The organism is Desulfocicer vacuolatum DSM 3385, assembly GCF_900176365.1.
GTDB lineage: Bacteria > Desulfobacterota > Desulfobacteria > Desulfobacterales > Desulfobacteraceae > Desulfocicer > Desulfocicer vacuolatum.
In genome coordinates this window covers 1-20,688 of record NZ_FWXY01000028.1, presented here as the reverse complement: position 1 = coordinate 20,688, position 20,688 = coordinate 1, and the positions used below count along the sequence as shown (strand labels likewise).

15 protein-coding genes and 2 riboswitches are annotated in these 20,688 nt (G+C 48.3%); of the genes, 4 read left to right on the top strand and 11 right to left on the bottom strand.

Going from position 1 to position 20,688, the window contains the following annotated elements; translation table 11 throughout:
* Positions 1 to 24: 24 nt before the first annotated feature.
* The gene (gene fdhF, locus B9A32_RS18410) at positions 25 to 2,790 is read right to left on the bottom strand and encodes a formate dehydrogenase subunit alpha (protein WP_212638009.1); all 2,766 of its coding nucleotides are present in this window, start codon (positions 2,788 to 2,790) and stop codon (positions 25 to 27) included.
* Between the two features lie 883 nt (positions 2,791 to 3,673).
* On the opposite strand from fdhF, the gene B9A32_RS18405 reads away from it, so the two are divergent.
* Entirely contained in the window at positions 3,674 to 6,616 is a 2,943-nt protein-coding gene (locus B9A32_RS18405) for a PAS domain S-box protein (protein WP_084071431.1), read from the top strand.
* A gap of 73 nt (positions 6,617 to 6,689) precedes the next feature.
* Here B9A32_RS18405 and B9A32_RS18400 read toward each other — a convergent pair whose 3' ends face one another.
* Together B9A32_RS18400 and B9A32_RS18395 are read right to left on the bottom strand one after the other, a co-directional pair.
* Complete coding sequence (locus tag B9A32_RS18400; protein WP_084071430.1) at positions 6,690 to 7,022, bottom strand: DUF5320 domain-containing protein; 333 nt, start codon at positions 7,020 to 7,022, stop codon at positions 6,690 to 6,692.
* A 190-nt stretch (positions 7,023 to 7,212) separates the two neighbouring features.
* Positions 7,213 to 7,821, bottom strand: coding sequence for a DUF134 domain-containing protein (locus tag B9A32_RS18395; RefSeq protein WP_084071429.1), 609 nt, complete (start codon positions 7,819 to 7,821; stop codon positions 7,213 to 7,215).
* Between the two features lie 509 nt (positions 7,822 to 8,330).
* Here B9A32_RS18395 and B9A32_RS18390 point away from each other — a divergent pair.
* Both B9A32_RS18390 and B9A32_RS18385 read left to right on the top strand, forming a co-directional pair.
* Positions 8,331 to 8,834 carry a DUF2058 domain-containing protein gene (locus tag B9A32_RS18390; protein WP_084071428.1) on the top strand — a complete coding sequence of 168 codons (504 nt, stop codon included), beginning with the start codon at positions 8,331 to 8,333 and terminating at the stop codon, positions 8,832 to 8,834.
* A 207-nt stretch (positions 8,835 to 9,041) separates the two neighbouring features.
* Complete coding sequence (locus B9A32_RS18385; protein WP_084071427.1) at positions 9,042 to 9,986, top strand: ribose-phosphate diphosphokinase; 945 nt, start codon at positions 9,042 to 9,044, stop codon at positions 9,984 to 9,986.
* A 296-nt stretch (positions 9,987 to 10,282) separates the two neighbouring features.
* On the opposite strand, the gene zupT is transcribed toward B9A32_RS18385, so the two are convergent.
* The 6 genes from zupT to aspS form a co-directional block, all read right to left on the bottom strand.
* The gene (gene zupT / locus B9A32_RS18380; protein WP_084071426.1) at positions 10,283 to 11,107 is read right to left on the bottom strand and encodes a zinc transporter ZupT; all 825 of its coding nucleotides are present in this window, start codon (positions 11,105 to 11,107) and stop codon (positions 10,283 to 10,285) included.
* A 267-nt stretch (positions 11,108 to 11,374) separates the two neighbouring features.
* Positions 11,375 to 11,737, bottom strand: coding sequence for a cytoplasmic protein (locus B9A32_RS18375; protein WP_084071425.1), 363 nt, complete (start codon positions 11,735 to 11,737; stop codon positions 11,375 to 11,377).
* 131 nt (positions 11,738 to 11,868) lie between these two features.
* Positions 11,869 to 12,819 carry a patatin-like phospholipase family protein gene (locus B9A32_RS18370; protein ID WP_084071424.1) on the bottom strand — a complete coding sequence of 317 codons (951 nt, stop codon included), beginning with the start codon at positions 12,817 to 12,819 and terminating at the stop codon, positions 11,869 to 11,871.
* Between the two features lie 224 nt (positions 12,820 to 13,043).
* On the bottom strand, positions 13,044 to 14,471 hold the full coding sequence (gene gatB / locus B9A32_RS18365) for an Asp-tRNA(Asn)/Glu-tRNA(Gln) amidotransferase subunit GatB (protein WP_084071423.1): 1,428 nt from the start codon (positions 14,469 to 14,471) through the stop codon (positions 13,044 to 13,046).
* 2 nt (positions 14,472 to 14,473) lie between these two features.
* Entirely contained in the window at positions 14,474 to 15,718 is a 1,245-nt protein-coding gene (locus B9A32_RS18360) for an amidase family protein (RefSeq protein WP_084071422.1), read from the bottom strand.
* A gap of 25 nt (positions 15,719 to 15,743) precedes the next feature.
* Complete coding sequence (gene aspS / locus B9A32_RS18355; protein ID WP_084071421.1) at positions 15,744 to 17,864, bottom strand: aspartate--tRNA ligase; 2,121 nt, start codon at positions 17,862 to 17,864, stop codon at positions 15,744 to 15,746.
* A 308-nt stretch (positions 17,865 to 18,172) separates the two neighbouring features.
* A riboswitch (glycine riboswitch) is annotated at positions 18,173 to 18,266 on the top strand.
* Positions 18,267 to 18,269: 3 nt separating this feature from the next.
* Positions 18,270 to 18,349: riboswitch (glycine riboswitch) on the top strand.
* A 161-nt stretch (positions 18,350 to 18,510) separates the two neighbouring features.
* Here aspS and B9A32_RS18345 point away from each other — a divergent pair.
* Entirely contained in the window at positions 18,511 to 19,884 is a 1,374-nt protein-coding gene (locus B9A32_RS18345; protein WP_084071419.1) for an alanine/glycine:cation symporter family protein, read from the top strand.
* Between the two features lie 127 nt (positions 19,885 to 20,011).
* Here the strand turns inward: B9A32_RS18345 and B9A32_RS18340 are convergent, their stop codons facing one another.
* Entirely contained in the window at positions 20,012 to 20,275 is a 264-nt protein-coding gene (locus tag B9A32_RS18340) for a Txe/YoeB family addiction module toxin (RefSeq protein WP_084071418.1), read from the bottom strand.
* Positions 20,272 to 20,514 carry a type II toxin-antitoxin system Phd/YefM family antitoxin gene (locus B9A32_RS18335; RefSeq protein WP_084071417.1) on the bottom strand — a complete coding sequence of 81 codons (243 nt, stop codon included), beginning with the start codon at positions 20,512 to 20,514 and terminating at the stop codon, positions 20,272 to 20,274. Before B9A32_RS18335 ends, B9A32_RS18340 begins: the two co-directional genes overlap by 4 nt.
* Positions 20,515 to 20,688 lie beyond the last annotated feature (174 nt).

The following is a 20,688-nucleotide window of genomic DNA, read 5'->3' as shown; positions in this document are numbered from 1 at the left end:
AACAGAAGATATATCTGGCAGGGATTAAACTTTTTCCAAAGCCACGGCACAGGCTTTATATTCAGCGGTTAAAGTCTGGGGATCAAATGCCGGGTTGGTTAACCAGTTGGCATTGCCCTCACGGAAATGAAAGGCCATCCACACCATGCCCTTGGGCACCTCGGGGGTAATCCTGGCCTTGATACACACTTCCCCCCGTCGTGATTTTACCTTGACAAAATCATTGAATGAAATGCCCATTGCCCGGGCATCTTCCGGTGAAATATCAGCGGTTTCTTCCCCCAGAAGCTCATTTAAGCCTTCACAGCGACCGGTCTGGGTTCGGGTATGGTAGTGGTAAAGCCGTCGTCCCGTGCTGAGCACAAAGGGATAGGTTTCATCGGGGACCTCGGCAGGAGGGGTCCAGTCCACGGGGTTAAATACCCCAAGTCCACAGGCAAATTCACCATCTTGATGAAGCACACAGGTGCCGGGATGGTTTGTATCAGGGCAGGGCCACTGGAGTCCGTCCTTTTCAATGCGATTATATTTAATTCCCCCCAGATTGGGGGCCAGCATGGATATTTCATTGTCCCAGATTTCTTGGGCACTATTGGATTTCCAGTGATGTCCCATGCGTTGGGCAATTTGTTTAAAGATCCACCAGTTGGGTTTTGCATATCCCGGCGGATTGCTGGCGGTGCGCACCCGGCTTACCCGTCTTTCACTGTTGGTGAAGGTACCGTCGTTTTCACTCCAGGCCGCAGCAGGGAACACCACATGGGCAAAGCGGGTGGTTTCGGTTTCAAAGATATCCTGGCACACAATGAACTCCGCCGATGAAAGTTCGTGTTCAACTTTTTTTATGTCCGGTTCTGTGTTGGCAAGGTTTTCCCCAAAGATGTAAAATCCCCTTACCTTGCCGTTCACAAGGCCATCCATCATCTGGGGAATCATTAAGCCGTTTTCCGATGGAAGATCGCTGACCCCCCAGGATTTTTCAAATTTTTTCCGGGCAAAACTGTCTGTCACTGCCTGGTATCCGGGAAAAACATTGGGAAGGGCGCCGCAGTCACAGGCCCCCTGGACGTTGTTCTGGCCCCTGAGGGGATTAACGCCACCGCACTCCTTACCCATGTTTCCCAGAAGCATCTGGAGATTGGCTGTGTCCATGACATTGTTTTTACCGCAGGTGTGTTCTGTTATGCCAAGGGTGTAGCACAACATCACCGGTTTTACAGATGCCAGTATCCTGGCTGCTTTCCGGATGGTTTCGGCCTCAATGCCCGATATTTGAGCAACCTTTTCCGGTGGATACTTTTCCACTTTCTCTTTTAACTCTTCAAATCCCACACAACAGGAAGAGACAAAGGCCTTATCGTAAAGTCCTTCTTTAATGAGTACATGCATAATGCCGTTGATAAGGGCAATGTCGCTTCCCACTTTTAACGGCAGATGGAGCTCTGCAAAATCCACCAGCTTATGACGACGGGGATCAATGACAATGAGGCGAGCCCCTTTTTCCACAGCATTTTTTAAAAAAGTGGCTGCCACTGGATGGGCCTCGGTCATGTTGGACCCGATAACAAGAAACATTTTTGCCTTGGAAAACTCCCCAAAGGAGTTGGTCATGGCGCCTGAACCAAATGATGTTGCCAGCCCGGCAACGGTGGGAGCATGTCAGGTGCGGGCACAATGATCTATATTGTTTGTTTTAAACACCGATCTGAACAATTTCTGCATCTGGTATGAGTCTTCGTTGATGCTTCGGGCACAGCTCACACCTGCCAGTGCATGGGGGCCGTCTTCTTTAATGATCCGGGTAAATTTTTCTGCCACAAGATCCAGAGCCTCATCCCAGGTGGCTTTGCGAAGTTCATTGTTTTCCCGGATCAAGGGGGTTCTCAGCCGTTCTTTTGAATAAATAAAATCATACCCGAATCGACCCTTGACACACAAACGCCCCTGGTTGGGTTTTCCGTCCTCCACACCAGTGACCTTAATGATTTTACCCTCTTTTACATGGAGCCACTGCTGGCAGCCCACACCGCAATAGGGACAGGTTGTCCGAATTTTTTTTGTTTCCCATGGCCGGATGGCGTTGAGGGCTTTTTTTTCCACCAGAGCCCCCACCGGGCAAGCCTGTACACATTCTCCGCAAAAAACACAATCCGATGTCATCAGAGAATCATCTTTGCCTGCGATGATTTTTTTTTCATTGCCATTGTCACCAAAGGCAATGGCCCGGTTGACTTGGACTTCATTGCAGGCAGCCACGCACCTGCCACACATAATACACCGGGATGTATCCCGTATGATCATAGGGTTGTCCAGCTCCAGGGGAATCTTTCTTGCAGGGGCTGAGGTGTGTTTCCCCTGGACCTGGTATTTATACGCCAGTTCCTGGAGTTTACACTCCCCCCAGGCTGGACACAGGGTTTCGTAATCGTCATTGGATTCAACGTCCATTTGAAACTGGGTCCAGGCGTCGTCCCCGGAAGAGCCGATGGTGCAGTTATGATTTCCTGATGATAACATTTGTTCCAGAACTGTTTTCCGTTGGGAAACAACCCTGGGGGAATCGGTTTGTACAATCATTCCGGTTTTGGCCAATGTGGAACATGACAGCGAAAGGTCTGAATGTCCCTCAATTTCCACCACGCAAATACCACAGTTTCCTGTGGGGGTGGTTCTTTTTAAATAACAAATGGTTGGGATTTCAACTCTGTTCCGGGTTGCAATGTCAAGAATGGTTTCTCCGGGCTGAAAAATGCAGTCCCTGCCATTTATGGTAATCATTTGTGGTTCCACTGCTGCCAACTCCCCTTATTGTTTTTAATAACCGCCATGGGCGGACCGTATTCTGACTTCGGTCTACCGGGTATTTACTTGGTGTTTATGCCTCAACCCCATTTTATGGATAAATGCCTTGTATGCAATGGCTATGGACTTTTCCTTGCGTGGGTCTATTTTGGTGTATATTAGATATTTAAAAGATTGTTGTCAATAATCACTTGAATAAAATAACAAAAAATAACTTAAAAAAGAATTTTAGATCTTTTAATTACTAAAAATAACTATTTTTGACTTCTGGAATGAGGTTTCCCCTTTGGTGGTGGCAGTTCTTTAATTTATTGATTTTCAGGGTGTATTTCTGAAGTATTTGATGATATTTTGAAAAATATATAGCCCACATGTCCTGGCGGACACAACGAATATAGAAAATGGCATTATGCCCCCCCGATGGGCAATTGTCCCGGCCAATTGAGCTGTCTACAGTTTCGGCCGGGACAATTGCCCATCGGGGGGCTCTGCCGGGGTAAACTTGAAGGCTGCATTGTATATAGACCTTATTCTGACCTGGTTCTGCCCTCAACAAAGCTTGAGATACGCCTCTTATTTGCGGAGTATTTCATATTAACTCAACTTTCGGTGTTCGCATTTCGTGGTGGGGTCAGGCTTTCGTTATTGGCATTATCGAGGCTTTTTTCGTTGGCAAAGGCCTTGGTCGATAACATCAATAACAAAAGCCTGACCCCGTCGGTACACTGAGCCCATCGGTACATTTAAAAATGCCGGCTTTGAAATGAAACCCGAAAGTTGAGATATTAAATTTGAATTTGTGGCACCTTGAATAGATTTCAGAGTGATTGGGTTGTGGGTATTTTCAAGTGTAAAACCAAATGGTGAAAGTATGCTCAAAGATTTTTCTTTAAAAACGCTGTGGTTGTGTTCGGGGATTATTTGTACGATTTGTCTGTTGATACTTTTTTCCCAGGTGGCTGTTCTGGCCGGGGAAGTCACCACGGATAAGGGGGAGTATTCCGATGTTTATAGCTTATTGACCCCCCATGAAAAAGAATGGCTCTCACAACACCACACCATTCGTGTGGCAGGCCCCATGGCCTTTCCACCTTTTAGTTATTATGAAGACGGCAATTTAAAGGGCATGGCCGGGGATTACCTTTCCTTTGTGTTTGATATGCTTGATGTGACGGTGGAAATCCAACCTGATATTCCCTGGCCCGAAGTGCTCAATGGTGCCCGGGAGAGGAACATAGACCTTATATCATGTGCAGCAAAAACCATTGATCGCCAGGCCTATCTTTCCTTTACCGATCCCTATCTTTCCTTTCCCTTGGTGATCATTACCAAAACCGATGCGCCGTTCATGGCTGGATTTCAGGATCTGAGCGGGCAAAAAGTTGCCTTTGTGAAAGGAACTGCCGCTGTTGAATGGATTGCCCGGGAGAAAATCTCTCTTTTTTCCCATTTTGTGGATACCCCCCTTGACGCATTGCAGGCAGTTTCTTTTGGCCGGGCCCATGCTTACATTGACAATCTGGCAACAGCAACCTACCTGATCCAGAAAAATGGGTTGAGTAATTTAAAGGTTGCCGCCTCCATTTCTCCGGAAAATTATCATTTATATATGGCCATCCGTAAAGACTGGCCCCAGCTGGTTTCCATCACCAATAAAATATTGGGATCAATGTCATCCCGGCAGCACATGGAGATTCAAAAAAGATGGTTGGCTGTGAAAAGCGATGTGGGGTTTTCCAAACCCATGGTGATCAAGTGGTTTCTGGGGCTTTTATCCATTGCAGCGTTGTTCATTGGAACGATGCTGTTATGGAATCGACGGTTGAAAAGGGAAGTCAGAAAACGGGACCATGCTGAAAAAGCGCTGATGCGAAGCCAGGATAAATTAAAAGAACACAATGAAATGCTTTCATCAATATTTGAAACTGCAGCCGAGGGTATCTGTGTCTGTGTTCCCATTGATGAATACCCCTTTGTTCGGTTCTCCCAATGGAATAAAAAGATGGAGGAGCTGACCGGGTACACCCTGGAAGAGATTAATCGTCTGGGGTGGTATCAGAGCCTTTACCCTGATGAAAATCTCCGAAAAAAAGCCATTGCCCGCATGGATGCCATGCGGGAGGGGCAGAACTTGAACAATGAAGAGTGGGAAATTGTCACCAGAGACGGTAGTAAAAAACCGATGAGTATTTCCACTTCCATTTTAACCTCCCATGATAATAAAACTTTTGTGTTGGCCATCATGCACGACATTGCTGATCGAAAACAATATGAATCTCAATTGATTGCTTCCCGGAAGGAGTGGGAAGATATTTTCAATGCCATTGGTCACCCTGCCATGATTCTTGATAAGAATCATCGCATAGAAAATGCCAATCTGGCCACATTGAAATTAACGGGATTGAGCCGGAATCAGATCAAGGGAGAAGCTTGTCATAAGATTTTTCATGGAAGCCATGAACCGTCTGGAGAGTGTCCCATGAAAGCGTTGCTGAACAATGGCGAATTTGAGACGGTGGAGATGCACATGGAGACCCTGGATGGCCATTATCTTGTTTCATGTACGCCGATACTTGATGAAAAGGGGCAGCTTGACAGGGTGATTCATATTTCAACAGATATCACTGAAAAAATTAAACTGGAGCATCAACTTCGTCAATCCCATAAAATGGAGGCTGTGGGAACCCTTTCCGGAGGCATTGCCCATGAGTTTAATAATATCCTTGGCATCATTCTGGGAAATATTGAATTGGCCATGGATGATATTCCAGACTGGAATCCCACCCGCGGTTTTTTGTCCGAGATACGCAAGGCAACATTGCGAGGACGGGATGTGGTCAGGCAATTACTGAGCTTCAGTCGCAAAACCACCCATAGGAAATCGCCCCTGGATATGGTGAATTGCGTACAGGAGGCAATGAAATTATTACGGGTATCCATCCCCACCCAGATTGAATTTAAGGAAAATTTATCCCCCCGCTGCCATACCATTATGGCAGATCAGACCCAGATGCAGCAGATGGTGATTAATTTGTGCAACAATGCTGCCCATGCCATGGAAGATGGGGGTGGGGTGCTGGAAATAGGATTGCGGAATACCACCGTGAGCAAACGCCAGATTTTTTTGGATCAGGTGCTGGAACCGGGTGAATATATAGAGCTGTCAGTGGCAGATACCGGACATGGTATCCCTGAGCATGTGATGGAGCATTTGTTTGATCCTTTTTTCACCACAAAAGCGGTGGATAAGGGGACCGGCATGGGGCTGGCTGTGGTCCATGGTATTGTCCATGGGCACGATGGGTTTATCAAAGTTGAAACCCGGATGGGAAAAGGCACCGCCTTTTTGATTTACTTTCCTGTTACCAATGCGCTTGTGAATGAACCGGATGAAGTCAATGATATTGTGCCCGGAGGAAATGAATCTATTTTGTTTGTGGACGATGAATCTGCATTGGTGAGCATGGGCAAACAGCGCCTGGAGAGATTGGGGTATCAGGTGGAGGGTGCCACAGTTCCAGAGACGGCATTGGAGATGTTCCGGGCCCGTCCCGGCAAATTTGATCTGGTGATCACGGACATGGCCATGCCCCGCATGACAGGGGCACAACTGATTGAGGGATTAATTGAAATCAGGCCGGACGTTAAAACCCTTTTGTGCACAGGGTACAGCAAGAAAATGGATGAAAAAACCGCCTTTGAGCTGGGGGCCACCGGTTTTGCCATGAAACCCATGGATCAAAAAAAACTTGCTGAAATGGTTCGTAAGGTTTTGGATACGTCTGAACCTGCCCATAACGTTTCGGTGACATAGGGAATCACAAAATGGATTTGAACCCCGGTTACCGGGTATTGCGTTGTGCTCAATACCCGGTCCGTTTATCGGGTTATTGGTCTTCCATCTGTTTTAATTCATTTTGAATGGCTTCCAGTTCCGCTTCCAGCTGCCGGGCCCTGTCAGCCAGAGACGTTTTTGTGACCGGGGGAGGCTGGGGGGGCATCTGGGCACGCCGTCCCATTCCCATTCCCCATCGGGGGACCTCACATCCTCGTCTTCCCCTGCCCATGCCACGCCCCTGGCCATAACCGTAGCCCGGGGTATTCCATGTTGTTTTGGCGGATGTTCCTGTTTCCCGGTTGTAAGCTGTGTTGCATTGGCCCATGCCGCGTCCGGTCATGGGACCCTCATTCATGGGACCTCTTTGATTAAATCCAGGCATGATATATCTCCTTTCCTTGGATGGGACAGGCTCCCATTCTCCCCGGCCAATCCCGGGGCGATGGTGATACCTGACCCTTTTTATTTCTTTTTTTTATATGAAATACTCCTCACATCAGGGGTGTATTTCAAGCTTTGTTGTGGGCAAAGCCGGATCAGAATACGGCCTGCCCATGGCAGTTTATTAATGTCTATTTTCCACCACGGCTGCCGTCCCGTTTGCCACCGCCAAGACCCCGGCCCATGCCGCCGTCTCTTCTGCGACAGCTGCCGTCACCTTTTCCGCCACCAACGCCTCGACCCCGGCCCATTCCCTGACCGGTGCCTCTGCCCTGGCCTGTTCCTTGTCCTGCACCGCTTCCCCGGGGGGACGTTGTATTTTTTTGTCCTTTTGCTTTATTGTTTTCAACCATGACATTACCTCCTGATGATGTTGCTTGTGGGGTTATGGGGTCAATGGCACCCTTTTGATGCCGTTGCTTTCCCCGTCCATTGCCCTTGCCATGCCTGTTGCCCCTGATTTTATAGCATCCTCCCTCTACTTTGAGGTGAAGCCCCTTGACAAGGGCCTTGGAAAGGATGAATCGACCTGATTTAAGGACACGGCCAAAGGTCTGGCGGGAGATTCCCATTAAAGCTGCGCCTCTTGTTTGGTCAAGTCCTTCAAAGTCAACAAGCCGGATGGCTTCAAATTCTTCCACAGAAAGAATAATTTCTTTGTTTTGACCTGCCCCCCTGGGTTTAAATCCGTCAACACCGGGGGGGGCATGGATGGTTCTTGGATGTTTGGGACGCGGCATGATAATTAATCCTTTTTTTAAAATTTAAATGAGCATTTGTTAATAATATAGGGGGTGGGAAGGAGGGTGTCAAGGATAATAATGGTCAAATGACCAAAAAAATAATGTGGCCTGCCGGATGTTCTCATGGGGTGCTCAGGAGCGTTCCCCTTTCATTGGGACATACAATTTCACAAAATAAATAAAATAGTGTAAGAAGAGGCATTGGAATTGGGGAAAATGACATTAAAATGATATTTGAAATGAAACGTCGATTCAGACATTGTGATCATGGCGTTTAAAAACCGTGTTGTGGCAATGGCGTTGCCATGATGCTTTTTGATATGAAATACTCTACAGATCAGGGGCGTATTTCATGCTTCGTTGTGGGCAGATCCGGATCAGAATAAGGTCTACCCGTGGCAGTTATATGGAATACTCCGCAAATCAAGGGAGTATTTGAATCTTCGTTGTGGGCAGATCCGGATCAGAATACGGTCTGCCTGTGGCAGTTTATATGAGGGAATTGTATGGGTGACTCGCTTAGGGACCAGCTTCTTAAGGCCGGACTGGTCAACAAAAAACAGGTAAAAAAAGTCAAACATGAACAACGCATTACCAAACATAAGAAAAAGGGAAAAAAATCTTCCCCTGAATCAAAAGAAAGCAGCATTGCCAGGGAAGAACGTCTGGCCTATGAAGAACGTAACCGGGAACTGAACAAAAAGCGCAATGAGGAGAGAAAAAGGCGCGAAAATGCAGCCCAGGTACGCCAGCTTATTTTGACCAACCGCTTGACTCTGGAAGAACGTGATGATGATGAGCCTTATAACTTTGTTGTGGGAAGGCGGATTAAAAAGTTGTTTTTATCTGAAAAGATCATTAAACAGCTCACTTCCGGGCAACTGGCCATTGTCAAGCTTGAAGGTAAATTTGAGATTGTGCCGGCAGATGCTGCAAAACAGATTCTTGAGCGTAACCCAAAAACTATACTGGTTTTTAATGAAGGGGGACCAGACAAGGAAGAGTACTAAAGGAAAAGGAAAGTTTTCAATTTTGCATCTATTTGAATATTCGTGCTTATCAGGAAAAAATTGTAAATATTCGGTCAGGACCCCATCTTTTGGCTTGTTCACCGAACAATAGTATGCCACGCACTCCCAAACAGGCAAATATGGAGCACTGCCCAAACCTTTGCATTACCATGCCGAATATTTACAAAAATTCAGGAGAAACTAACTATGAAAGATGATCTTAAAATTTTTTCAGGAAATTCCAATATCCCCCTTGCCCAAAAAATATGTGATGCCATGGATCGTCCTTTGAGCCATCTTGCCATATCTAAATTTTCCAATGATAATATGCATGTCCAGGTCCAGGACAATGTCCGGGAAAGGGATGTGTTTGTCATTCAATCCTTTACCCATCCGGTGAGCGATCATATCATGGAGCTTCTGGTCACCCTGGATGCCCTGAGAAGTGCATCTGCAAGGCGGGTAACTGCTGTGATTCCCTATTTTTCCTATGCCAGGTCAGATAAAAAGGATGCCTCCCGTATTTCCATTGTGGGCCGCCTCATGGCGGACTTGTTGAAAACCGCCGGGGCCGATCGGGTCTTGACCATGGATCTCCATGCCGCTGCCGTGCACGGTTTTTTCAGTGTGCCTGTGGATCATCTCACTGCCAGCCCTCTTATCATGGATTATTTCAGAAAAAATCTTGATCTTGACAATGTGGTGGCTGTGGCAACGGATGCCGGTGGTGCCAAACGGGTGGGGCATTTTGCCACCCGCCTCAACGTTCCCATGGCCATCATTGATAAAAGAAGGGTCAGCGACACCGAGGTAAAGCAGGGACTGGTGGTGGGGGATGTGGTTGGAAAGGATGTTATTATCTATGACGATGAAATATCCACCGGCGGTACCCTTTTAACCACCGTTGATACACTTAAAGAGGCAGGGGTGGGTAATATCTATGTGGGCGCCACCCACCCGGTGCTGTGTGGACAGGCAGTTGAAAATCTTGGGAAATCGTCTGTTAAAGAGGTGGTGGTGACCAATACTGTTGATATCCCCCGGGAAAAACAGATTGATATGATTTCCTGTCTCTCTGTGGCACCGATTCTGGCCGAAGCCATCCGCCGTATTCACACCGGTGAAAGTGTTGGGGAGCTTTTTCCAGACTGATTCACGGGTAAAACCCAATCTAAATATGAGGCAAAGGATCTGGTTGTATGATGTTGGTGGGGCTGATTGGACCACAGCACCCTACTTTAATCTAAAGGCTATTCTTATCTTCAAATAGCCTTAGATTAGCAGAGCCTTTGCCAGAATGAATGGTAGATCATAGCTCTCAGAGCCCCCCTCAGGGTTTCTTTAAGCCGTTGAACTTCTATCCTGCCTTGTAACGGAATAACGGTGACCATACCTTTAAGTTTACCCTTTACCATCATGGAACCGAATATGTAATAGGCAGTAAGAACTTAAACAAAAAGCAACAAGCTTGTTGCCATGATAGCCATGCCTGCAATAACGCCATACATTGCCACATGATGTTCGCCATATTTTTCTGCTGTTGGCAGGAGTTCATCCAATGATATAAAAACCATAATACCGGCCACAAAAGCAAACAACAGCCCAAAGACAAAATCGTTGAAGTAGCGTAACAGAAAAAAATAGCCAAGCAATGCACCTATGGGCTCCGAAAGCCCCGATAAAAAGGAGTAGAAAAATGCTTTTTTTCTGCTGCCTGTTGCGTAATAAAGGGGTACGGAAACGGCAATCCCTTCCGGTATGTTGTGTATGGCAATTGCAACAGCAATGCTGATACCAAGTGCCGGGTCCTGTAGCCCACCGACAAAAGTTGCCAAGCCTTCCGGAAAATTATGTATGCCAATTGCCAGGGCAGAGAACAATCCCATTCTGTGAAGATTTCTCCGTTTTTTTGATTCTTCATCATCAACTGCCAGCATCTCACTTGAATCACGGATTTCGTGGGGGTTCTCAAAAGATGGGACGAGTTTGTCAATAAGTGCGATAATTAAAATACCGCAGAAAAACGCAAGTGTTGTATATAAATATCCCAGGGACGGCCCGGCTACTGACTCCAGAGCGTCTCTACCTTTGACAAAGATTTCCACCATTGAAACATAAATCATCACCCCGGCTGAAAAACCCAGGGAAGCGGTCAAAAAACGGGTGTTGGTCTGTTTTGCAAAAAAAGCAAGTGCACTGCCGACACCTGTTGCAAGTCCGGCAAACAAAGTAAGGGAAAAAGCAAACAAAATTTCGTTTAAAGTATAAGTCATTGGTCTGCCTTATTCATTTTAATGTTAACTGTAAAATAATAGGCCCAGTCGTGCAAAATCAGCTTGGGACCAAGACGACGAAAAATGGATCAGAATCTGTTATCCGGGAAGCAATGGGTGTTTGTTGGTTAAAAAAAAAGCCATCGTTGTTTTGGAGGGTGTCCAGGAAAGCAGGGACGGTTTTCTGTTTTACTGCTCTGTAAAAAACACCCCCTGAGGCAAACCGGGAAAATTAGGTGTTTTCCCGGGTGCTCATCAGACTGATGATTAATTCATCCCCGGAACAATAATATTGGATTTTTCTTTTTTCTGCTGGGCTTCCATGCGTTTGAAATTTTCAATCACCTTTTGGGTTTCCAGTTCCATGGCCTTGGGAAAAAGATCCATGGCTTCTTCTATGGTGCCAGCTTCAAGCACTGCCTGCATGGGGATGGGTCCCTGGGGGGTGCCAAGTTGGGTATTGCCAATGAAAATAGTCTCCCTGTTGGCGTCGTCGGAACCATCGGCATTCACCGGGATCAATTGCCGGATATTGGCAATTTTAAGATCTGTTATTGATATTTCTCTATAAAGATTTGTTTTGTCCACCTGAAAATCCAGGCTATTGGGTGCTCCGCCGTTATCAGCCATGCGTTTGTCTCCATTGATTTTGTGTTTAAAAGATCTGACCACATGTCAGATCTGTTCCCTTTTATTACCCTGTTCAGGGAATAAGAGCCATGAAAATTTTAAGAAATGCAAAATCAACGCCCAGCTTCCAATTAATCTGATGCCTGCAGCGCCATGAGCATCTGAATATCGCTTATTTTATTACGGGTGGCAATGTATCCCTCCTCAATGGAATGTTCCACCTGATCATAATCAAGCATTTTAAGATCCCCCAGACGAGGGTTAATGAGAATATCCGGAGGATTAACCGCAAAATTAACCCTTGTGATCCTGTCCTGCATGAGTTGTATGGCACCATTTATCACCTTGCGGGTACTGGGGGGCTTTTGTTTTTCTTTTTTTTGTAACTCCAGGCGCTTCCGAATTATTTTTTCAGCAGCTTCATAACGATTTGCCAGGTTTTTTAGGAACTCGTTACGCACCCCGGGGGGTGTAATTTCTGATTTTGTTTTATCTTTATATGATTTTTGTTGTCGCCTGTGGGAAATCAACTGGGAATCCAGGTTAACAGCAATGACAATGTCTGCCCCCATGGCCCGGGTAACCCCCACGGGCACCGGATCCACCACCCCGCCATCTATCAACCATCTCCCCTTGTGAAAAACAGGGGCAAAAAGACCGGGGTACGCCATGCTTGCCCGGAGGGCCTTGAGCAGATCTCCGGTATCCAGGACCACCTGATCACCGGAGTGCATATCTGCGGCAACCACTTTTAAAGGAATTTCAAGGGCTTCAAACTCCTTTTTATCCGTGTGCATGCAGAAAAGTTCCTTGACTTTTTTATCGCCATTTAAAAGTCCTGAGCGGATCAGGCTGAGATCTGAAAAAGAAAACATGCTTTCACCGTCCATGTCTATGACAAAACGTTTCAGATGTTCCAGGCCGCCACTGGCATAAATGGCTCCGACAAATGCGCCAACACTGCAGCCGGTGACAAAATGGATGGGAATATTGGCATCCTGAAGGGCCTCAATCACCCCGATATGTGCCCATCCCCGGGAGGCACCGCTTCCCAGGGCTAATCCTATTTTACAGGTGGTCATGATTGTATTATATAGCCTCCTCGTAGGTACTTATATCAGGGATCTATTTATATGCTTATAAAAGGGTCCAATATGCTAAAAGTCTATGAAACCGGTCCTGCCAAATAAATAGTTCCTTTCCTTTGGATTATTCCTGTCTTGTTTGCCCCGGTTCCGGCACCCGGCGTTCTGGAATGAAATGCAGGGTGCCGAAAGGGACAAAATGGGAAAATTTAATATGTTAATCAGGCCAGCAGGTCCTTGATCATTTTCTGGACAAGCTTTGGATTGGCCTTGCCCCGGGAGGCTTTCATGGCCTGCCCCACAAGGAAGCCCATGGATTTTTTATTGCCGTTTTTATAATTCTCCACCGCAGATGCATTATCGGAAAGGACTTGGTCAACAAGTTTTGCAAGGTCCGCCGCATCAGACACCTGTCTGAAACCGAATTTTTCAACAATCTCTTCGGGTGTACCGTCCATTTCAAAAAGTTTTTCCAGTACGGACTTGGCCGAATTTGAATTGATTTCATCCTTTTCAAGCAGTTGAATCAGGCTCGCAAACCGTTGGGGCGTAACACGGGTCTCTGCCAGGGTCTGTTGGTGGGCCTTTAATGCGGGAAGCAACTGGGTCGCGATCCATCCGGCCGTCATGCGGGGCGGTGCGCCATGGGTTACAACCGATTCAAAGAACTCGGAAAGCCCCCGCTCTGAACTCATGAGCACGGCTTCGTCGTGGGTCAATGAATAATCCTGGACAAACCGTTTGACTTTCTGGGCCGGCATTTCCGGAAGTCGGGATTTCATTGTTTCAAGCCAGGCGTCGTCCAGGACGATGGTCGGGACAGAAGGATCGGGAATGCAGGGTCCCTCGAACTTGGCCCGCATGGCCGTGGTGACGCGTTTTTCAGGATCCCACAGCCGGGTGTGCAAAATAATGGGTTCATTATTGTTCACGGCATCGATCTGTCGTTTGATTTCATAGGCAATGGCATCACCCACATGGTGGATGGAGTTCATGTTTTTGACTTCCACCTTGGTATTGAGCTGGTCGCTGCCCTCCGGCCGAATGGAAATATTGGCATCGCACCGCATGGTCCCTGACTCCATGCTGCACTCTGCACAGCCGGTATACCGGACCTGGTTTCTGATGGCCTTTAAAAACTCCATGGCATCGTGGGGACTTCGAAAATCGGGCTCTGTAACAACTTCAATCAGGGGCGTACCGGCACGGTTGAAGTCCACCAGGCTTATGGGGACCCGGCCTTCGGTTTCATGGACCAGTTTTGCAACATCTTCCTCCATATGAACGTGGTGCAGCCGAAGTCTTTTGGGCCGGCCCTGTTCGTCCTGGATTTCCACCCATCCTTTTTTGGCAAGGGGCTTATGGGCCTGGGAGAGCTGGAATCCCTTGGGAAGATCCGGGTAGTAATACACCTTTTGGTCAAAGGCACTTTCACTTTGTATTTCGCAATTGAGGGAAAGACAGGCAATGGTGGCCTTTTCCAGAACCTCCCGGCTCAGGACGGGCAGGGCGCCCGGCAGCCAGAGGCAGACAGGACAGACATTGGTGTTTGGATCATCACCGGGGGTGTTGGCGCAGTCGCAAAATATTTTGGTGGCTGAGTTCAGCTGTATATGAATCTCAAGACCGATTACCGCTTCATATTTCATGGTTACACCTCCCCTGTAAGAATATCGGATATGCGGCTGGCCCGGGCAAGCAGTCCAGCATCGTCAAACCGCGGGCCGATGAGCTGAAGGGCTTTTCTTGCAGCATCGCCATTGGTGGTTCCGGGACTGACAGCCCCGGGAATTGACACCGATGGATTTCCAGTGAGATTTGCCAGAAGTGTCAATGAGAACGTGTCGTAAAAACCGGATACTGTGTTTGAAGCTTCCGATTCCACCACTGCCCCGGCAGCCACGGGCAGGACAATCAGGTCCACGCTTTCAAGTGCTTTTTCAAGGGAGGCCATAAGCCGGGCCCGGATGCGGCAGGCATCCAGGAACGCATTGTAATCCCTGTATTGGAAATACCCCCCCTGGAAAAGATAGGCTTTGACCAGCGGGCCAAAGGATTCGCCTCTGGAATGGATGTACATCTCGTTCCAGTTCTTTACCGATGCGCCTGTCCTGTGGCCGTAGCGGACGCTGTCGAACCGGCCAGCACTGGAGGATGCCTCCACGGTGCCGATGATGTTGTGAACGGTGCGGGCAAGGGAGAAATCTTTGATGTCCACGGTCTTGATCTCAATCCCGGCGGCGGTGTTGATTTTTTTTACAGCCGCTTTAAATTCTTTGTCTTCAAGGCCCATGGCGGTATGCCAATCCCGGATCACGCCCACGATGAGCGGGTCGTCCTGGGATGGGCCCGACTGATCAAATCCGGCCATGGCCTGATCAATGCCGTCAGGGTCCATGGATGGATCCCGTTCATCCACCCCGCCCATGGTTCGGGTCGTTGTTGAAATTGCCTCAAGGGAGTTGGAAAGAATGCCGCAGCATTCCATGGAGGGGATAAGGCTGATAAGGCCTGCACGGGGGATAAGACCGTAGGTCGGCTTAAACCCGAAGCAGCCGGAAATTGCTGCTGCCATCCTTGCTTCCCCGGTGGTGTCGATTTTCAGTGCAACATCGGAAAGCCCTTTGGTCAGGGCATCTCCACAGGTATCCCCGTCAAGGCCAAGGCCCAGCTCTCCCATGGCGGTTCTTCCTTTGAGCGCGGCACCTGCATCCCGCAGGCGCGTGATCAACGTGGCATCTTCCAGCGCAACATAATTTTCAAGGGCCCGTGACTGGGCATCGGTGGGCCAGTTCTCCACAGATATGCCGGATTCCACAGCCACACGGGTATCTTCCATGGGGCCGGTCCCAGGCCGGGCTGAGGCATTTATATAGGTAAAAATTTCAGATTCCATAAGAAAATCCTTTTGTGTGTCCCAATTAATCAAGTATGCTTGCGACCTTGAAGTAATCACCCTTTACAGAAGGCGCATTTTTAAACAGATCCCCGGTTTTAACAAAGGAAGACCTTGCCGCTGACGTGCCTTGTCTGAAACAGTTTTGGCCCTGGACCACGGAAATGGCAGGCTCAAAGTCAGGTGCAATGCCGGAAACGGCTTGGGCCATTTGGGCCGCATTTTTAAGCGCGCTTTCAATCATGGGGCGTTCTTCTTCCTCAAATCCCAGTCTGGAAACCCAGGACAGATAATCAATATCTTCCTGTTCCCGGTTTGAGCCGGGCAGGGCCTCGGATTTTACAAGGTCCAGCAGGCCCAGCTCTTCCAGTTGTTCCTGGGCAACCTGGGAAGGTGCTTCGGTAAGGGGGCAAAAAGCACTCCTGTTTTTGGGGAAGGCCGTTACCTCACGGATGGAAGGTGTCTTAAGGATCATGGCCACCACCCGGTCCATGCCAAGGGCAAGCCCGCCATGGGGAGGCGGTCCAAAATCCAGGGCCTGGAGGAAAAAGCCGAATTTTTCTTTTGCCTCTTCAGGTGAGAGCCCCAGGGCCGAGAATACTTTTTGCTGGGTGGCAGGATCATGGATACGAATACTGCCGCCGCCTAACTCCTCCCCGTTGACAACGATATCGTATGACCGGGACAAAAGAGACAACAGGTCTTCGGTATCTGCAGGATCAAAGTCGGTCCGGTCCGGTGCTGTAAATGGATGATGGCTGGAGGTAACCCCATTTTCTGTATATTCAAACAATGGAAAATCAGTGACCCAGACCGGCTTAAACAGGTCTTTTGGGATCATATCAAGACGATCCGCCACATGAAGCCGGAGGCGCCCCAGGGCGGAATTGACCACTTCCAGGGAAGGATCGGCGATGATGAGAATCACGTCGCCATCCACGGCATTGAACCGGTCAATAATGACCCGCTGTTCCCGGTCGCTGAAAAACTGGACAATGTTGGAATCAAGGCGGTCTCCGGTCACGCGCATCCAGGTCATACCCTTGGCGCCGAAGCTGGGAACGATCTGTTTTGCATATTCGTTCTGGAGAACGTTTTTACTCAGGCTGTCGGAGGCCTGTTTAACATTGATGCCCTTGATCACACCGCCCCGCTGAAGGATCTGTTTAAAGATGCTATATTGGGTGTGGGTAAAAATATCGGTGGCCTCGACAAAATACATCTCAAAGCGAAGATCGGGCCGATCCGAACCGGTCTTGTCCATGGCTTCCTGCCAGGTCATGTGGGGAAAGGGCCGTGGCAGGGTTGTGCCGCCGACTTCAAACATCCGGCATAACAACTCTTCGATAAGCCCAAATATAAACGATTCATCAATAAAGGAGGCTTCAAGGTCCAGCTGGGTAAACTCGGGCTGGCGGTTGGCTCTTAAGTCTTCATCTCTGAAGCACCGGGTGATCTGGTAGTACCGTTCAAACCCCGCCACCATGAGGAGCTGTTTAAAGAGCTGGGGAGACTGGGGAAGCGCATAAAAATGTTTTGGATTCACCCTGCTGGGAACCAGGTAATCCCTTGCGCCTTCCGGGGTGCTCCGGGTTAACACAGGGGTTTCAACTTCAATAAATTCATTTTGTTCCAGAAATGCGCGAACACAAGAGTTGATTTTATGGCGCTTGATGAGAAATTGCTGCATGCCCGGACGTCTCAGGTCAAGGTAGCGGTACTGAAGTCTTAAATCTTCGGAAACCGTTTCCCGGCTTATGGTCTCCTCTTCATTGTCCACCATGGCTTTTTCAGAAACGGGAAACGGAAGGGTTTTGGATCGGCTGAGGATTGTCATCTCTGTAATGACAACTTCAATGTCTCCGGTTTCAATGTTTGGATTTTCCGTTCCTTTGTCCCTTTTTACGACCCGGCCGACAGCATTTATGCAATATTCGTTTCGAAGTGTCGTGGATTGCCGGTAGACGTCTTCCGGGGCAAATTCCGGGCTGAAAACCAGTTGGGCAATCCCGCTTTTGTCCCTGAGATGGACAAAAAGGACTTCGCCGTGGTCACGAAGCGCATCGACCCAGCCCGCAAGGTGAACGGTTTTACCGATATCGGCCGGTCCCAGTCGGCCGCAATTGGATCTATCATTATACTGCATAACGCCAGACTCCTTTTTCTGTGGGAGTAATAATTATTCAAACCGATATGTTCCAGCTTGCTATAGGAAAAAACTCATTTTTTGTAAAGAAAAAACGAGGCAACCGTAAACATTATGATTTTAGTATGATTTTGGTTGTAACAGATTGAATTTAAGGATGGAGAATTTGGCATTTCAAATGCCTTTTAATGAATGAACCCGGGTTCGGGTTATTTTTTGTTTGTCTTATTTCATCTGCAGCCTTAAGAAAAAAGGGGGTTGAATTTTTCAGGGCAAAGGTATATCTATGCCGTCTTGATGAAACTCGGATGAACATAGCAGGAGAGTTCTTTCCATGGATGATACCGATGGGAAAGGCACCGAAGAAGTAAATCTTTCAGGGACCAGGACTGCTATGGGACGAGCCTCTGGAGAGTCTCAGTAATGAGCGCCGAAGGAGAAAACCGGCCAAGGGTCGGTGAAACTCTCAGGTACAAGGGACAGAGTGGAAAAGATATGACGAGAATGCCGGTTAAGTTTTCTCCCATATCCCGGTAGTCTATTTGCAAGACCCCCATCCCCCCCGTAAAACTCGTTTTTCTCTTTCAGGCCGCAACCTATCCGGTTTCCTTTTTTTATTTAATGTGTTTTTAAAAAGGAGAATAGATTGGAAACCTTAGCATCAATACTGGCACAGGTGAATTCCTTTGTCTGGGGCCCGCCCCTGTTGATCCTTCTTGTGGGAACCGGGGTCTATCTGACCTTAAGCCTGGGACTGATCCAGGTGGTCCGGCTTCCCCTGGCATTAAAATATGTCTTTTCAAAACAAGACGATAACGGCCTTAAGGGCGATGTTTCAAGCTTTGCCGCCCTGTGTACAGCCCTGAGCGCCACCATCGGCACCGGTAATATTGTGGGGGTGGCAACAGCCGTTAAGGCCGGCGGACCCGGCGCCATTTTCTGGATGTGGGTGGCAGCCTTTTTCGGTATGGCCACCAAGTATGCCGAGGCCCTGCTGGCTGTGAAATACAGGACGGTGGATGACAACGGCCAGATGTCCGGCGGCCCCATGTACTACATAGAGAAGGGGCTGAAAAACAAGTGGCTGGCCAAGATGTTCGCCTTCTTCGGTGTCGGGGTGGCCTTTTTCGGCATCGGCACCTTTGCCCAGGTCAACGCCATTAAGGACGCCGCCCTGCTGACCTTCCACATCCCCGTGCCGGTCACGGCGGCGGTGATCACCATTCTGGTGGCCATGGTTACTCTGGGTGGAATCAAGAGTATTGCCAGGGTGGCCTCGCGCATCGTCCCTTTTATGGCGGTTTTTTTCATCCTGGCCTCGGCTGCGGTTGTTTTGCTTAACCTGGAAAAAATCCCCGGGGCTGCGGCTCTGATTATCGAGAGTGCATTTAACCCCGGTGCCGCATTTGGCGGGGCTGCCGGTATTTCCATCATCATGGTCATGAGAAGCGGGATTGCCCGGGGGGTGTTTTCCAATGAATCCGGCCTGGGCAGCGCCCCCATTGCCGCTGCTGCAGCCAAAACCGATTCCTGCGTCCGCCAGGGTCTCATTGCCATGACCGGCACCTTTTTTGATTCCATTATCATCTGCACCATGACCGGCCTTGTTATTGTTCTCACCGGTACCTGGAACGACCCTGTCCTTGCCGGAGCCGCCATGACCAATGCCGCCTTCAACTCGGGACTGGGATCGGCCATTGGGCAGTATCTGGTGACCACCGGACTGATTTTCTTTGCCTTTACCACGATCCTGGGATGGAATTATTACGGGGAGCGGTGCATTGAATACCTTTTTGGAATCAAGGGAATCAAGCCCTATAAAATCATCTATATCTGCCTTGTGGCCTCAGGGGCCTTTTTGCATCTGGACCTGATCTGGACCCTGGCAGATATTGTTAACGGACTCATGGCCGTACCTAATCTCATCGGCCTTTTGGGCCTGAGCCGGGTTGTCTCCTGTGAAACCAGGGAGTATTTTGCCGGGCTGGGAGGTAAAAAAGCCTTGAACCCGGCGGCCTGAGGCAACGGGTGGAAATAAGTTTCTTTCCCGGCCACGGCCAGGTGATCTTAATGAACCGCCCCATGCGGACCGGCTTGTGGGGTGGTGTGGAGGGCTCCTCAGTGATGGGGAGTCCTATCCCGATCTGTCATTCATAATGCGTCCACAGACGAAGGACTTTCACAATTTTATCAGCATCTATAATTTGGTACACGATTCTATGCTGAATATTTATTCTTCTTGAATATGCACCTGACAAATCCCCTATGAGTTTTTCATAAGGCGGTGGAGTTTGATATGGATTTTCTTTTAAAATCTCTATGATTCCATTTGCTTTTAACTTTAACCCTGATGAAGAAAGTTTCTTCGCATCCTTCTGCGCTTGTTTTGTGTAAACAACCTTCCAAATCACCAGTCAAGATCCTCGCTGCATTCTTCTACTGAAGTTGACAGTCCTTTCTGTATAGATTCTCGCATTCCAGGAATATTTAATAAAAACATAGTTTCTTGAATTGATTTCCAGTCTTCTTCAGAAAGAAGGACGGCGTTTCCTCTTTTACCTGTAATAATAATTGGTTCATGGGATGAGGATGTCTGATCAATAAGCCTGTAAAGATTGGAGCGGGCTTCTGTAACAGATAATATAGTCATAGGTACCTCCTTGAATCTTAATTTAAACAATAGTACGTCATGGCGTACGTTTTGTCAAGGTGGTGATTTTAGGAGAGAAAACGCCGCAAATCAGCGGGCGCGGCTTTTTGCGATCCGCTGCATTTGCATTGTTGGAACAGTCGATTTACGATTGAATAATCTCTTAAACAATGG